We start from the raw sequence: 16,084 nt of genomic DNA, 5'->3' as shown, positions 1-16,084 counted from the left end.
CAGCATTCAATGAACATAAAAACTTATTTCCCGTTCGCAGCAGCCTGATCTTGACTCTCTGAATTCGACGCCCCGGCTGCTTTAGAAGCAGAATCAGCAGTTCCTTGCTCTTTGCTGGTGTCCGCCTTGGTCGAAGCGGCATTGCCATCCCCCGTACCACCGCTTTTTGCAGTCGGAGAGGCTTCCCTCTTCGCGGGCGTAGTACCCGCTGAAGCCGTCGGCGCAGCCTTCGCTTGCGATGCTGTGGCAGAGGTTGCCGCAGCGGAAGATGAAGCTTCACTCGCTGCGTCTCCAGCATCTGTGTCGTTCAACACTCCGTCAGACAATCCCAATCCAGCAGGAAGCTGTCCATTTTTCTGCTGCTCCGCGCTCTGCTTTTCCTCCGCCTTGGCTATGCTCCGCTCCAGCGCCAGAACACTTTCGAGCTTATCAATCTCCTGATAAATCTCCTGTGCCCCGCTATAAGCATCAATGGCCCCTTCATAATCGAGATCTTTCATCAGCCGATCCCCTTTGGCCTGAAGCTTGCCAGCTTGAATCTCCTTGAGCTGCTGCTGAATAGCTGTCAATTTATCATTGGTCTCTGCAATCTTCTTCTCCAGCTCTTTTTGCGCGGACGTATAGCCGGATTCCATCGCAGCCTTATTTGCTTTTTTGTACAGCTTGAGTGCATTTGTGTAATCGCCACCCTGGAATTTTAAATCTCCGTCCTTCATCCAGCTCGCCGTCTCGGCATAGCTGTCCAGTTGGTCGATTTTATGCTCAATGTCCTTCACATTAAAGGGTGGATATAGCCCGGCGCTTTTCCGTGCTTTATCGTAGCTGGCTTCAGCTTTGGTAAAATCGGCCTTTTCCACATAGCCGTCTCCGTCGACCATCAATTGAGATACTTTCTGCTCTGCCGTGTACAACCGCTTGTGAATTTTATCATTAATCTTAACTGCCGCGTTTTTCGCTTCACTGTAGGATTTGAGCGCTTTTGCATAATCACCAGCTCTTGCATAATCATCCGCAGCCTGAGCCGATTCGATCATCGTTTCCAGCGCAGCCGCTTTGTTCGCAGCCATACGCGCCAGTGTAATCCATGCTCCTCCGCCCACGATTACAAAGGCGAGCAACGCAATCAAAATCCGTTTGATCAGCTTACGACGGTTTTTAGGCTTTTCCTGGAAAACTTTGTTTACATAAATGGCGGCAGCCGTGTAATTATTCACCGTCCGGCGCTGTTTGCTCAGCAGGACCTCTTCCAACGTATCCGTCAGCATACCCGGGCCCTTCGCTTCCTCCAGCGCACCCAGCATTTCCGCCAGTTCAACGTCCTCCCACATCCCAGATGTAGCGAGCAGCATGACATCTCCATCTGCAAGCTGTGTCTTTTTGGCGTAATGGGCATGAACCCCATTCGGATTCCCCAAGTATTCCAGCAGATTCCCCCGTTCCTCGTGTGTACTGGTCGCTTCGTCTGGAATACGACCATCATCTGCCAGTGACTGAGCCAGGCTATGATCCTTACTGCGAAAATTAAGCCTTCCATTGCGAAAATGATATAGCCGCACATTACCGCACGAAACGTACACCATTTTGTTGTAGTTGGTCACTACCATCAGTAGACTGGCCTTAAGCCGGACACGACGGCTTTCAAATTGCAGCCATTCCTGCGCTTCACGCAGATCTCTCATCAAACGCCGCTTGGACATGGAAGGCTTCTCCATAAAGTTTTCCAGCACCGTTTTGACTACCATTTCTGCGCTGCGCAGCTCCTGATCCGAATCCAGACCGTCTGCGAGGACATAACAGGCCATGTCGTCCGTCTCCATGAATGCAAAATAGTCCCGGTTATCTATATAAGAGCCCGCTTCCGACACAAAGGCGGTACTAAAATCGCTGTTGTCCTTGCGCATCGCTACCCCCGTCTTTCTTGTTTCATCCTATCGCCAAAATAAGCACTGTCGCATTATCCTGACTTTTAAACCCTTTATCGTTAATGGTGTCGATCATGGCATCCGCCATTTCCTGCGGTGTTCCGCCCTTGCGCATGATCTCTTCCTGCTCAATCTCCGTCAGCGCCTCCTGAATGCCATCACTGCACAGTAGCACATAATCACCCGAATACAGGCGAATCGGTGCATTCCCCAGTTCCATGTTCTCAAAGCCTTCATAACCTAAGTAGTTGACCAGTTGATTGCGTACAGGACTCGTTTTAGCTTCCTCTGAGGTCATTTGTCCAGCAAGCACTCGTTCTTCCAGCAGTGTTTCCGCTGTATGCTTGGAATTGACTGTCTGAAAGTGACCATTGCGGTAAATTGTAATCAAGCTGTCGCCCACCGCTCCGTAATACAGCTGATAGCCGCACACAATGACCGCCGCGAGCGTCGTTCCCCCGCCCTGCCCATTCAAATTTTGCAAAATACCGCGATTGCTTTGGGTTGCCGCCTCTGCAAAATATCCGTTCAAATTCGTTGCATCTTCTAACTTGGCAAATGCCTTCGTAAAAGTCGTCACAGCCAAGGTACTGGACATACGTCCATTAGCCAGCCCACTGATCCCGTCTGCAACAACAGCCAGCGTACCCACAGGGGTGGTCATACTGGAGAAATAATCATCCTGCTCGCTCCGGCTCCCGATCGTTTGACCATTTCCAATCTCAATTCCACTCACGGTACGGCTGCCGGAACTTCGCGTCAGTCGTATACGGATGATGAGAAGAACAGCGAACAGCACCGCAGCTCCACATACAACAAAATAAGGCTGCATCTCGTTACCTCCCTGCACCATTGCCCACTTCCGTTCTAATTTTCGTTATCCCACTCGAAATGAGCGCCGCACAGCGGAATAAAGATAAATTTGCTGCGTCCGAGCTGGATCACATCATAAGCAGCCAGCTCCACTGGTGAATATACCGCCTCGTTATTGTGATACGCCAAGCCTGACGAATCGCCTGGCAGCAAGTAAAAGTTGCGTTTCTTCGGATCATACACAATGACCGCATGATTTCTGCGGGAAATCGTGTTGTCTCCGATAATACGGACATGCATTTCCTCTGCGCGCCCGATAAAGTTTTTTTCTGCCATAATGCGATAGTCCTGACCCACCTGTGCTCCTTCAATACATACCAGCCATCCGGTTACCGGGTGAATCCCCACCGTCTCGCCTAAATACGGCATGGTTTTGTCATCGTCTCCCGCAACGTTTGTTTTCGCTGCTGGTTCCGCGCTCTTGGGTGCGGCTATATTTACTACCGAATTACAATAAGGACACGTATTTCCGTGCTTTCGTGTACTGAACATGTGTCCGTTCGGGCATCTTGTCAAACTCATAGTCGGTTCCTTCCCCCATTGTCTTGATTGTCTTTACAGCAATCTAAGGATTGTGCAATTTCTTCTATTTAACGAGCAGCCTGGTATTGGCAATATATAATAAATCGCCTGAGTAAATTCGGTAAGGCTCGCCACTTTCCAGCTTTTTGGTGCCACTTTCGTTCGCAGACCGTAGCCCGGTACCGTTGCCGGAATCCACATCCTCCACAAACCAGTCGCTGTTTACCCGGTTAAGTACCGCATGCTCCACACTTACCAAGGAAGCATAATCTGTACCTGCTAAATCAATATCTGCCTCAGAGCGTGATGTCGTTTTGCCGATTAACAATGATGTTTCGCTTTCGATGTACCATTCTTTAACGGACTCACCCTCTTCATCAATCAACACCAGCTTGGTAATCCGTTTACGCTCTGCCTTTGGCTTGGGCACAGGTACCACGGACACCAGATTGCGCAGTATGTATACAAGCACGCTAATCCCAATACCTATCGCGACCACAGTCTTCAAACCGCTGTAGCCTGTACGATTAAACACATAAAAGGCGATCGCCAGCATCAGCCCGAACATGGCAACATCTATGATGAAAACCCATCTGCTCTGCGCCGTTTTCACTGCTTGCTTCCCCCGTTTCTATCCTGAAATCATCACTTTTTACGAATACCAAAAAATTGGTTGAACATGGCTGAGGTATCCGTCGGATCACCGGATTTTTTCGTTTTTTTCCCTGGTGAGCCCTCCTTCGTTTTCGGATGAAAGCCGAAAAATTGCTCAAAATCAGTGCCTATGTCAGCCGGATTGAATCCTTTAGCTGTCCTACGCGTACCGCCTGAAGGTGCTGCCCCTCTCGCTTTTTCTTGCTGTTCTCCGCTAGTTCCCGTAGCTTTTCGGATGAGCTCAGCATCGTATGCCTGCCGCAATGCTTCGTCACGCAAGGTATTGTAAGCCTCGTGAATCAGTTTGAACTTGCGCGTTGCTTCCTCGCTTCCCTGGTTGGTATCAGGATGATACTTTTTGGCCAGTTTACGGTAAGCTTGCTTAATCTCTGCCTCCGAAGCATCCCGGCTGACACCGAGCAGCTCATAGTAGTTGGTCATTGTCTGATGTTCCCCTCTCCGAAAAAAATAAATATTAAGAGACCCGTAGGCCTCTTAATATTTATCCACCCTTCACGTATGCGCCGGGTGAGTGTGTGTTTAAGCTACGCTTAACGTTAAGACGTTAAACTTAAACCGGATATCCGCCGTCGATGGTAGCCAGCTCGGTTTTGTCTTTCTTTTGTTTGATGTAGAGTGTAAACGCACCTACACCTTCTGTGTCGCCGAAGTGCTCGTTGTAGTCTACAACGAAAGCATTCGGGAAGTAGATTTTACGCACCACTTGATCGGCTGCGATAACTTCCAGTGTTACTTTACGGTAGCTGTCTGCTTTTTCAGCAGGAACCAGAGACCACAAAGCCAGTTTCAGCGTGTCATCCGCGCTGTCACCATCTACTGCTGTGATGATTTTACCGCTGATGCGCAGCGTGGAGCCTACGTCAGTGGAGCGTGCATTGGAATCGTCCGGTGTATCGGTGTCATAAATAACCGTTTGGATGTTATCCAAGCCCAGCTCGATTGTTTCTTGTCCTTCTACTTTCAATCTGAATCCCATGTGTGTTGCCTCCTTGATATTAGGTAAAATGATGGCGGAAGAAGCAGGGCTTCTCCGCGATTTATGTATAAAGGCGGTTCTGGATAGAAACGCCTCTACCATCTTTCGTAGTGCTCGGATCATGATTTGACCGAGCTGGTTCCCTTAGTGATCATGACTTCCAGGTTCTTCACATTACCATTGAAGACCAGATCGATATGGCACATATTGCTTTTCTCATCAATAATGAAGCTCATATCATCTCCGTCCTGAATGATCGAGTTCACAGATCCTCTGCTGCTCAGCCACTTGCTCTTCTGGCTGCTCGGATTGTTACTAAAGAAGCGGACGATATTTTCGTGCTTGAAGTCACCTGTTTGGTAGCGCAAAATACGTTCAATGTACGTGCTGACCAGCGTTTTGTAGATAGAGTCAAAGCCGTCCTCGGACATCGCCATGCTTCTTGCCTTGTAGACAGTAATCCGGCGGATATCCTTATCCTGAATCTGAGCATTCTCGGACGAGAATACAAAGCCAAAGTTTTTACGGTTGATGGCATCCTTGATCGTGTTGGTGAACCCAGTGATTTCCTTGGCCATCGTCGTCACCGTGCGCAGACTGTTGTCTCCAGCTTCAATGTCGAAGCGTACACCCGGGAAGTTTTTATTGACCGTTTTGAACGTCTCACGCAGGTATTCAGGACATTGATAGGAAGCGACCAAGCCAGCGGCCACATAGGCAGCGCCCACATATACGCCCTCGATCCACAGCTTGAGAATATCTTCTTTTTCCTTGGAGAGCTGCACACCGTCTTCGGTCTGTAGCATTTTGCTATCAATAATGACACCCGATTTATCCTTCGGAATAATGGTAAAGTTCGGTACACAAGGAATCGCAAATTCGCTATATTCTCTGCGTACAAGACTGGCGCATTTATCGACATATTTATCGATGCCTGCTGTCGCCATACTGTTGAAGGTCGTCTCTTCACCGGATTCAAAGTTAAAGAACATTTGAATTTTGTAATCCTTCACGACTTGCAGCAGCATCGAAAGCGATTCCATCGAATTTCCGCCCTGCTTTACGACCTTCTCGTTGCCCTTAAAGCGTTCACGAGAAACTTTTACCTTACCGGCTGCTTCAAGCTCGATAGATGGAACGATCCCGAACCAGATGGTGTCGCTGAATTCATTTTTGGCATTTACGGTGTTCAGGTACGTTTCCAGACGCGGGATATTGCTACTTTTCACCAGCATGTCCAGCTTGTTATTCGCCACCAGCATTGTCGGCAGCATCCCTTTGCTCTTCGTCGCATATTGATCGAAGAACATTTTGACACCGAGGATTTTTTCTACCAGCGGCTTAACCGCCTTTACAAAATCATCCTTGGCATTTTTATAGAACTCCAGATACGTGTTGTAGTTCTGAACTTCAACCGCTGTGTCAACCTTGGTCTGAACAGCTGGCAGTGGCACAAACGTGCGAACCACCAAGTCTTTTACATAGTCAGAAGGCGTATCTGTAATAGAGTTGTAATCTTCTTCGAATACTTGGGAAAGATCTCCAGTGCTGTTCTCATCCAATAGCATCAGCTCAGTACTTTCACTCTTCGGCGCTTCAATAATTTTCAGTTCGCCGCTTTCCCCAATGGAGAGCATACCCACCTGGATCAACTCACCGGCATTTTCCTCTTGGGCCCCACCGAGCAGAAGTCGGGTTTTGATGTCCTCAATGGCCAGTGGCAGCATAGCCATAACGTTGTTATAGTTCTGGCTCGCTTCCTCGAACATGGCATTGAGCTTGTCACCCATATCGAGTTTCTTCGGATCGCCATCATCCAGCTTGTCGTATTCACCGTACATATAGTGAATTTCTTTGCGGACTTGACGAATATCGTCCATAACCTTTTTCGGTGAAATCATATCCAGCAGATTTTCAAATTTGAAATCTACATTGGTGATTCCTTGACTGCGCTTAGTATCAATGAGCGTAAACAACATTTTCAGAAAATCATTGCTTTGATTGATACGAATTTCAGAAATGCTATCCTCATCAATTCCCTCAGGCTTTTTAAGGGTGTAGACGACCTTTTGATTGGCCGCGTTAAAAAATGAATACACGGTCGGTGAAAACTTATCCAAAAATTCGTCAAAGCTGCGCACCAGAAGGTGCTGATTAATTTCCTTGATCTTCTCATCGCTCAAGCTGTCGATACCCTTCACATCACCTACAATGGTGATCAGGTCCAGCTTTTCCGGGTTAATCTCTTCAAAAAGCATTGTCCGGTTGGTTTGATAAATGATTTCCATCGCTGTCGACAAATGAATAAAGTTTGAGTATAGGTCCATTGCTCCATATTCGGACATGGGATGTCCAATTTGAAACGGACGAATATTCATTTTTAGTTCATTTGCCTCCTCCCCCCTACTTAACATTTAAATTCGTCAAAGGATTGAGCTTATACCACATTTACGGTACAGGCATATAACCTCGAAAATCGGTCCGAAGCGCTATTCGGCTTTTAACGGCAAGGCATTCAAATGAGATAAAATTCAAAATCAAAAGTCATATAACACAGAAACTTCAAATTTATGATTTCGTATTCCTAACTTCAATCCCAATTTTTGCCGTTGATACGAGAGCTATCATACAAAGCACCCTTTAGTTTTGTCAATTTCTGTAGTCTCAGATTGAAATAGGGCATTTTGGCTCATTTTATGCGTGATTACGTAATTTTTATGATATGTTAGACCTGTTTCTTCAGGGAAATATTCACAAATGGAATCCAATTGCCGATAGAAGTTCATTGGATATTTCTGATAAGCGTAAAAGTATCAAATTCATGGCTAATGTGAGGGTTTTCAGCTGTTTTGATCCTTTATCCCTTATATCCCAAGGATTAGGAGAGTTGGCACGCCCACATTGGTCTCGCCGATGGAGGAGCTTATGTTCAGAATAAGGAAACTAGGAATTATCATTTTCATGACTTTTGTACTATTTTTCCAAATGGGCTTAAACGGGGTCATTTGCACTGTAAATCAGGCTAATGCAGCATCTTCGGGGACTGCTCCGATTGAGGGTTACGATGCTGTTTTTGTACTGGATACCAGCTATTCCATGAGAGACACGGATCCCGAGGGTATTGCCGCCGAAGTCATTAGTATGTTTATGGACTTAAGTGATGCAGACCGTACACGCGTGGGTTTCGTCGCCTACAACCATCATGTTGTCGCCTCAAAACCACTTACCTCGATTGGCGTGGCAGCGCAAAAATCGCAAATTCAGCAGGAAATCAGAATGTTGAACCGTTCTGGCTATACAGATTTGGGACTTGGGCTGCATAAAGGCTCAGAACTGCTAGCTGCCGGAGCATCCCAAGGGCGTCAGCCTTTTATGATTTTATTGTCAGATGGAGAGACTGATTTTGGTGCCTCTTCTGGTTCTCGGTCCAAGGGTGACTCGAATAACGATGTATCCTCTGTCATCAAATCTGCACAGAACAAGGGATACCCGGTGTATACGATTGGCCTGAACCATGATGGCACGGTAAACCGGCAAGAACTCGAACGGATCGCTTCTCAAACGGGAGGAGCTTCTTTTATTACGAGTAGTGCTGAGGATCTGCCGGAAATTCTGAATCGTATTTTTGCCAGTCAAATTCGCTCCAAGCTCGTTCCAGTTGCTGCAATTACGACCACTGGCGAGATGCAAGAATTAACGGTGACTCTACCGGACTCTAGTATGGAGGAAGCCAATCTGGTGCTTTTGTCGGAGCATCCCCTGCTGGAAACCCAGCTATACTCCAATTCAGAAAATGTCCGTAGGTACAAGTCGAGCCGATATGCAATTTTGAAAATTGAGCATCCACAAGCAGGTAAAGTGAAGTTGAAATTACGGGGCATACGCGGAGATTTGGTTAAAATCAATTTACTTGGCAGCTACCGACTGGAAGCTGAAGCTACTATAGGAGGAACGCAAACAACAGCAACTCATGGCGACAAGCCTATGCAATTGCTGAAGGGACAAGCGACACCATTTCAAGCTCAGCTCCTATTACCGGATGGCCAAAATCTTACAGATGAGGCCATATATACATCTCTTCAAGCCCATATTATAGTTACCCCTGTAAAAGGCGGTACAGCTAAAAAGGTGCCTATGACCTATAAGTCAGGAGCCTTTCATACCGAATATGCGTTCCCACAAACGGGTGATTATACATGGCAGCTATCTCTGGATAGTCCGCAGTGGTACCGTAAGGGAATTGTACATAAAGTTCACGCCACCAATGCAGCACCACAAGCTTTAAAAGACCTGACGATACATCTGGTAAAAGAAGACGGTGATTCCCGTCGAAGTTTATCGGATTTTATTGTTGATCCCAATCATGACAAGCTGAATTATAAGCTGGATTCAGGAGCCTCTGAGGATACAATTAATGCCGAGATTAACGGTAATGATCTGCTGCTATCCAAGCTTCACACAGGTGACACGAAGCTAAAGATTACCGCTACCGATCCAGAAGGTGCATCCAGTAGCGCTACACTGACCGTTTCAGTCCAATCCCGGTATACAGCCATTAAATGGACGGTAGCCATCAGCATTGTGATAGCTGCTCTTCTGTATTGGTTCTTGCGACCGAAGCCGCAGTTTGCTGGAAGAATCGAAGGATATTTTCTCGCTACAGCGAGTGGACAGGAGATTCCGGTAAAATCTTGGCCGCTGACCTCCTTTCCGGGTCATAAGGTCAGCTTGCAGGAGTTATTCCGTACGCTTGACGTTCACGAACCATTACCAGAAGCGGAACGAATCCTATTTTCCGCAGGTAAAAAAGGGACTCTGATCGTGAAACATGATACACGTTGCGCCCTGCAGCATGGAAAAATCAGATTGAGCCGTAACAAAAAAGCGGTCATGGCGTATGGTGATAAACTGTACATCACGTTTGAGGACGGCGTCACTGAAATTGAGCTGCGGTACAAGGCGATTAAGCCGAACACTTCAGTGTACACCGACCATATTCAAGCTCCGACAGGATAACGCCCGTCGGAATAAAAAAGAGAAGCACCTACTCTTACGATTAACGAACCGTAAGAGTAGGGCGCTTCCCTTTTTTTATCCAATATTCCGCACGTAGTGCGGCTTTAAACCATCGAAGTGAGCGGCAACGCTTGTTAGCCTGTACCTCCAGGCCACGCCGAATCACGTACGGCAGTAGTGAAATCCCTGCATTTTCGATCCGAATCCGTTCGGTCCGATCTGCAAATAATCTGCCTGGCACGTCCGGTGGAGGTGATCCTTTTTGGCAATAATACAGCGTTGCGGCCAAGCTATAAATATCCGACACAGGTCCCTGCCGCGAACGGTTAGAGTAAAATTCCAGTGGAGAATAGCCTGCCGTCGTGAAGATCGGATGCTCCTTGCCTTCGAAATGCACAGCAGAGCCAAAATCAATCAGCTTGATGTTGCCATGTTCCCCAACCATAATATTGCCTGGCTTAATGTCCCGATGAATAATTCCTTTGTTATGAATATACTCCAAGGCATCAATTAAAGGCAGCAGCGTTTGGTACAAAAAAGTAGGATCAGACGTTGGCACAGCTTCTTCTTTCATCATTCGATCCAGCGTCTTGCCTGCACAGTATTCCATGACCAGATAAGCAGTTCCATTTTCCTCAAAGTGATCTATATAACCGACAACCCCCGGATGATTTAATTCCTTCAACATTTGCCCTTCACGCAAGAAATAATGCATAAACTCTACATATTTGGATTGCATAGAAGCGCTACAAGTGACCGTTTTTCGATCCATCCCCCGCAAAGCCAGCGCATTCGGAAAAAATTCCTTTACAATCACCTTTTCTCGGTTATCCAACAGCCTTGCCGTATACACGATGGCCAGCTCACTGCGGGACAAGGCGCTTCGAATTTGATATGTATTTCGCAGCTTCGTATTGCGGGCAAGCAGATTCCCGCTTGTATCCACGATCATGACTCGTCCTCCTGTCAGGTTCTTAGCTTATGTCTTTTGTATATATCGGCTTATTACACGTCTTTTTATTATACCGTAAATCAGGTTATTGGAAAAACAAATAACCTGCCATAATCTCCCTTAGAGAAATGATGACAGGTCTTTTGGCATTCATCTGGTCCTATTTTCTCAAATCGTTTAACCTAATTTTGTACCTGGCTTCATACTGCGTACACCGTTGGTATTTTTCTTCCGTTCGCTGCGCAGTTTGCCTTTACCTTGTTCTGGAGTGCGAATGGTGAGGGCAATCAGGAACGATACGACGCACAGCACAGCAATTGTGGTAAAGGTCGGGATAAATCCGCCGAGCAAGGCAGCGATAAATGACCCCGCCAGCGCACCAAGGCCAAAGCCCTGATACACAATACCATAGTTTTTGCTTTGGTTCTTCAGACCGAAGAAATCAGCTACGATGGCAGGAAAGACGGTAATATTGCCACCGAAGCAAAAAGCAATTCCTGCTACACAGGCAAAGAACAAACCAAAATTCAGGGGTACCAGACTCAGTACTGTAACTGCAACTGCTGTTGTTAAAAGTGCACCTGCTACCACTTTCAGACGACCTACCTTGTCCGATAGCGCACCTAATATAATCCGACCCGCCGTGTTGAAAATAGCGACCATAGCGACCGCATTGGCAGCTGTTGCTACATCCAAGCCAGCCATCCGTACGCCGATATCTTTGACCACTCCGATCAGGTAGAGACCACTCATACAAGCGGTAAAGAACATGACGAACAGCAGGTATGCCTGCTTGGTGCGCAGCATTTCTTTAACGGTATAGTCCCGCTGTACAGCCCCATTTTGTTCCGAAGGTTTGTTCACAACTACTGCTTCTTTCACCAGGAAAGAACCACCGACGATCATGATCAGCACGATGATACCCCAATACAAAAATGCCTGCGATACGCCAACAGACTGAATCAGCGAACCGTTAATATACTTGAATATCAGACTGCCTGTTCCGTAGGCCCCAACTGAAATACCGGAGATAAGTCCTTTTTTCTCGGGAAACCATTTAATCAGATTTGACAATGATGTAATATATGCCGTTCCATCCGCAAAACCTACGACAATACCTGCCAAAATGTACAGCAGGGATAACGAAGTTACCTGTGAACTAAGCATGAGCCCTGCCCCTAGTACGACACCTGCACACAAAATCAGACGACGAAGTCCCCATTTATCCTGTAGCTTGCCTGCGAATAACGTAGCAAACGCCAGTGCAAAACTGGTAATTGAAAAGGTAATAGCGACCGAACTGAGGTTCCAGCCAAAGCGGTCCACCAACGGTTGATTAAATAAGCTCCATGTGTAAATGGTACCTAAGCCCATCTGGACAATAATCGTTCCCAGTACGACCAGCAGGCGATTTCCGCTGTTTGATTTCATATTGATCTCCTCTTTTCATTCCGGCTCTACAGCATCCATTTGTTATGATGATAACCGTGAATCCAGTACGCTTTGCGCCTGTGAAAGAGCAATTCTGTAAGGATTCTGTTTACACGGTTATTATAACCCTGCATGTCAGCTAGAAATCGTTTGAGGAATGAAATGCACATATAGCGGAATGAAATGCCTTTAAAGTCGCATAATTTGCCGAAACTCCTTGGCCTTACTGCGACTCACCGGAATTTCTGCTTCTAGTCCACGCAAGCGCAAGAGATACGTATGATTGAACCAAGGTACAATTTCACGGATTTGCGACAGATTAACCGTATACGATCGGTGACAGCGAAAGAAGTCCTGCTGCGGCAGGCGGGCATGAAATTCCGAAATGCTCATCGGCATCGTATATTCTTCGTGCCTTGTAAAGACACGAGTTACCTTTTCCTGCGCACACGCATAGTAAATATCGTTTGCATCCGTTACGATAATTTTGTCATTTTTCAGCAGATTAATACGCCCCGGAGCAGCAACGGTACTGGTTTCAGCAGCTCGGGGTTGCCCAGCCTGGACAGGTTCCTGTATTTGAGCGTTTCGCTGCTCATAAGCATTTTCGAGCTTATGCAGCATGGATGCGATCCGTTTTTCATCATATGGCTTGAGAATGTAGTCGAACGCCTCCAGTTCAAAAGCCTGCGCCGCATGTTCTTTATAGGCGGTCGTAAAAATAATATAGGGCTTTTTAGCAAATTTGCTAATGTTCTGTGCCAATAGCATCCCGTCCAATGAAGGAATGTTAATGTCCAGAAAGATCGCATCCGTCTCCTGATCTTGCAGAAACCGGAATACATCCAGTCCATCCTCGAAACTATCGGTCACCTCAATACTGCTATGAGTCTGAATAAGATACTCCAGCTCTTCACGTGCCGGAAGTTCGTCTTCTACAATTATGGCCTTCATGACTTCTCCTTTGGTATGTCAAAATATACTTCGGTGCCCGGATCATGTTTAAGAATAATGACTCCTTCACCGTACATAAGCTTGAGTCTTCTGTGCACATTGTACAAGCCGATCTGTTTAGCCGGAACTTGATCATAATATAGGTTATCCACTACATCGTCCCGTATACCCACCCCGGTATCAGCTACAGAAATACGCACCTTTTCGCCACGGTCTTTTACAGAAATGGTTACTGTACCTGGCCCTTTTTTCTTGAGGATTCCATGATTAATCGCATTCTCAACTAGGGGCTGGATAATTAGGCTCGGAATACGCACGGACACCTCATCCATTACATACTTCACCTGAAGCCGATTGCCGAAGCGAGCTTTTTCAATTTCTACGTAATCCGACACCTGTTGAAGCTCCTTGTGAATTTCGATCAAATCATCATTCAGCTCCAAATTATAACGCAGATAGCCTGACAAATTGATAATCAGCTCTCGCGCCTTATCCGGTTTGGTGCGCGTCGTTGAGGCAATGGCATTCAACGCGTTGAACAGAAAATGAGGGTTGATCTTCGTCTGGAGTGCCTTTAACTCGGCCTTATTCGCCGCTTCCTTAATTTGCTCCACACGCGACACTTCCATTAACGTGGAAATGATCTGAGACAAGCCGATCGCCATCGTCTGCAACGGATACGTGATTTTATAAGCTTTTCGGTAGTAAATCTTTAGGGTTCCGGTTACTTCTCCCCGCTCCTCTAACGGGATAATGAGCAGAGACTGGATTTGGGGCGTTTTGTCGTCAGCAATATGGTTGCGGATCGTGATTTTACCACTGCGGATCGTCGATTTAGTCACATCGCTAATAATTTCATCCCCGATATGATAGCGTTCTTCGCCAAATCCGACGTAAGCCAGTACATCTCGGGTATCCGTAATCGCCACCGCGTCTGCCTTGATGTCTTCTTTTATAATCGAGCAAATCGTATGCAAGGATTCCGCATTAATCGAACGAAAATAAGGCAACGTCTTGTTGGCAATATCCAATGCCAGCTTGGCCTGTCTGGCTGCGATATTCTCCTTTTCCCCCTCTACACTTTGGATCAATAGAACGATTAAACCAATACTGACCTCTCCGATAATCATCGGTAGACCGATCTTGGAAACGATGTCCACACCAAGGCCGTGAGGTTCTGCCATTACCAGAATGAGCAGCATCGTCAACGCTTCACAGACCATACCTGCGGCGATACCAACCAGCCATCTCTTGGAACGATTGACCCGGCGACCGATATATCCTGACACCACACCTGCCAGAATACTTGTAATCAGACACGGAATCGAGGTCACTCCCCCGATATCAATTAGATAACGATGGATCCCCGATACAATACCTGTAATGATCCCAACCCAGGGTCCGAACAAAATACCGCCCGCCATAATTGCAATGATTCGAACGTTAACCAGCGAGCCTTCAACTTCAATCCCGGTGTAGGTACCAAACAGGGCAAACATACAGAAAATCAATGTTAGTAAAGTCAGCTCTGCCGGAGAATGACTGTTCTTCTGCAAGGTTTCCTTAAATCGGGGGATACGTGTAATAAAAAACAAACAAATCAGCAACAATGCTGCGCGCTCAAAGAGCTGCATCAGCATTTCCAGCAAGGCGTTCACATGCGTTCCTCCCAAATAAAAACGGATATGCCTACATAGGTTGTATTAATAAAAAACCACTACTCACATATTTCAATTCCTACCCTGCCATTACGGGCACGAATAAGTACCTTCCCGCCAATCGGATATGTAAACTGCGGCGTGGTATGACCAAAATCAGCATCTGCAATCACCGGTATAGAGGCCAATTCTCTTTTCGAGCGAATGATTTGCCGCAGCAATTCTTCTGTCATATGCGAAGCCTTCTGAAATCGACCTATGATGATTCCTTTAACCTGATCAAATTCAGGCTGGTGCAACAATGATTGCAAATCCCGATCAAATGTAGCGGGAGAGCTTTCGTAATCATCCTCAACAAACACTATAGTTCCTTTTAGACTTGGCATGTATGGGGTTCCCTGTAACAAATTCAGAGTACACAAGTTTCCGCCCACAATCGTACCCTCTGCTTCGCCTTCATGAATCGCATATGGACCCGCATTGCGGTGAAAGCTTCTTTGATCCTGATCCAGATACCAAGCATCGTCACTCCACTCTGGCGACGATTGGATTTGAATGCTTCCCTCTTCCAACATTAACCTTTGAAAATAAGTCGTCGTATATTCATTTCCTCGCAACATGGCGAACGTCAAAAAGTGAGGTCCTGCATACGTGATAAGCCCTGTTCTGGCATAAATCGCATGGCTTAACGCCGTTATATCCGAATAGCCACATAATCGTTTAGGATGAGCGCCGATCAGATCATAATCCAGATGGGCTAGAAGCTGATTGGCATTATAGCCCCCAATTGAGGTCAGAATGCCCTTTACCTTTGGATCGACAAAAGCTTCGTGCAAGTCAGCTACTCTAGACTCTATCGAAGAAGATGCAAAGTCATCGTTTTCCAGCACATGCTGCGAAAAACTCACTTTAAACCCAAGCGCCTCCAGTCTACTCTGGGCAATCAGTCGATTTTCCTCAGAAACAATAGACAAGCTTCGGGATGGCGAAAGAATGCGTATCTCGTCTCCAGCTTTTAATTTAGGTGCTTGCTTTCCCATCATCATGGTCATTCCCCCTTGTTACAAAGCATTTAAACTGCCACAAATTATACCATCAACTTCCA

At 46.6% G+C, this 16,084-nt stretch carries 13 protein-coding genes; 1 reads left to right on the top strand and 12 read right to left on the bottom strand.

Annotated features, from left to right (window positions below):
- Nucleotides 1–23: 23 nt before the first annotated feature.
- From MMB75_RS00545 to MMB75_RS00515, 7 genes are all read right to left on the bottom strand, one after another.
- The gene (locus MMB75_RS00545; RefSeq protein WP_045244264.1) at nucleotides 24–1,901 is read right to left on the bottom strand and encodes a serine/threonine protein phosphatase; all 1,878 of its coding nucleotides are present in this window, start codon (nucleotides 1,899–1,901) and stop codon (nucleotides 24–26) included.
- Nucleotides 1,902–1,923: 22 nt separating this feature from the next.
- Complete coding sequence (locus MMB75_RS00540; protein ID WP_017426756.1) at nucleotides 1,924–2,754, bottom strand: PP2C family protein-serine/threonine phosphatase; 831 nt, start codon at nucleotides 2,752–2,754, stop codon at nucleotides 1,924–1,926.
- Between the two features lie 35 nt (nucleotides 2,755–2,789).
- Nucleotides 2,790–3,317 (bottom strand): FHA domain-containing protein, encoded by a 528-nt coding sequence (locus MMB75_RS00535; protein WP_025365579.1) that lies wholly within the window; start codon nucleotides 3,315–3,317, stop codon nucleotides 2,790–2,792.
- Nucleotides 3,318–3,381: 64 nt separating this feature from the next.
- Complete coding sequence (locus MMB75_RS00530; protein WP_045244263.1) at nucleotides 3,382–3,930, bottom strand: FHA domain-containing protein; 549 nt, start codon at nucleotides 3,928–3,930, stop codon at nucleotides 3,382–3,384.
- A gap of 32 nt (nucleotides 3,931–3,962) precedes the next feature.
- A complete protein-coding gene (locus MMB75_RS00525) occupies nucleotides 3,963–4,412 on the bottom strand; it encodes a J domain-containing protein (RefSeq protein WP_045244262.1) in 450 nt (149 codons plus the stop codon).
- Nucleotides 4,413–4,542: 130 nt separating this feature from the next.
- On the bottom strand, nucleotides 4,543–4,968 hold the full coding sequence (locus tag MMB75_RS00520; RefSeq protein ID WP_007431573.1) for a hypothetical protein: 426 nt from the start codon (nucleotides 4,966–4,968) through the stop codon (nucleotides 4,543–4,545).
- A 119-nt stretch (nucleotides 4,969–5,087) separates the two neighbouring features.
- A complete protein-coding gene (locus MMB75_RS00515; RefSeq protein ID WP_025365581.1) occupies nucleotides 5,088–7,256 on the bottom strand; it encodes a hypothetical protein in 2,169 nt (722 codons plus the stop codon).
- A 637-nt stretch (nucleotides 7,257–7,893) separates the two neighbouring features.
- Here MMB75_RS00515 and MMB75_RS00510 point away from each other — a divergent pair.
- On the top strand, nucleotides 7,894–9,984 hold the full coding sequence (locus MMB75_RS00510; protein WP_235209037.1) for a vWA domain-containing protein: 2,091 nt from the start codon (nucleotides 7,894–7,896) through the stop codon (nucleotides 9,982–9,984).
- Between the two features lie 40 nt (nucleotides 9,985–10,024).
- Here MMB75_RS00510 and MMB75_RS00505 read toward each other — a convergent pair whose 3' ends face one another.
- From MMB75_RS00505 to MMB75_RS00485, 5 genes are all read right to left on the bottom strand, one after another.
- Nucleotides 10,025–10,936: a serine/threonine protein kinase gene (locus MMB75_RS00505; protein WP_016818667.1), complete on the bottom strand. Its 912-nt coding sequence runs from the start codon at nucleotides 10,934–10,936 to the stop codon at nucleotides 10,025–10,027.
- A 177-nt stretch (nucleotides 10,937–11,113) separates the two neighbouring features.
- Complete coding sequence (locus MMB75_RS00500) at nucleotides 11,114–12,367, bottom strand: L-lactate MFS transporter (protein ID WP_017426752.1); 1,254 nt, start codon at nucleotides 12,365–12,367, stop codon at nucleotides 11,114–11,116.
- A gap of 189 nt (nucleotides 12,368–12,556) precedes the next feature.
- Nucleotides 12,557–13,321, bottom strand: a complete 765-nt coding sequence (locus MMB75_RS00495) for a LytR/AlgR family response regulator transcription factor (RefSeq protein ID WP_013372559.1) — start codon at nucleotides 13,319–13,321, stop codon at nucleotides 12,557–12,559.
- Entirely contained in the window at nucleotides 13,318–14,979 is a 1,662-nt protein-coding gene (locus MMB75_RS00490) for a sensor histidine kinase (protein ID WP_185094033.1), read from the bottom strand. Before MMB75_RS00490 ends, MMB75_RS00495 begins: the two co-directional genes overlap by 4 nt.
- Nucleotides 14,980–15,038: 59 nt before the next feature.
- Entirely contained in the window at nucleotides 15,039–16,025 is a 987-nt protein-coding gene (locus MMB75_RS00485) for a S66 family peptidase (protein ID WP_123797524.1), read from the bottom strand.
- Nucleotides 16,026–16,084: the final 59 nt, after the last annotated feature.

This window comes from Paenibacillus sp. P2(2022) (genome assembly GCF_029522175.1).
Lineage (GTDB): Bacteria > Bacillota > Bacilli > Paenibacillales > Paenibacillaceae > Paenibacillus > Paenibacillus polymyxa.
This window is presented reverse-complemented; position numbering and strand designations above follow the sequence as displayed.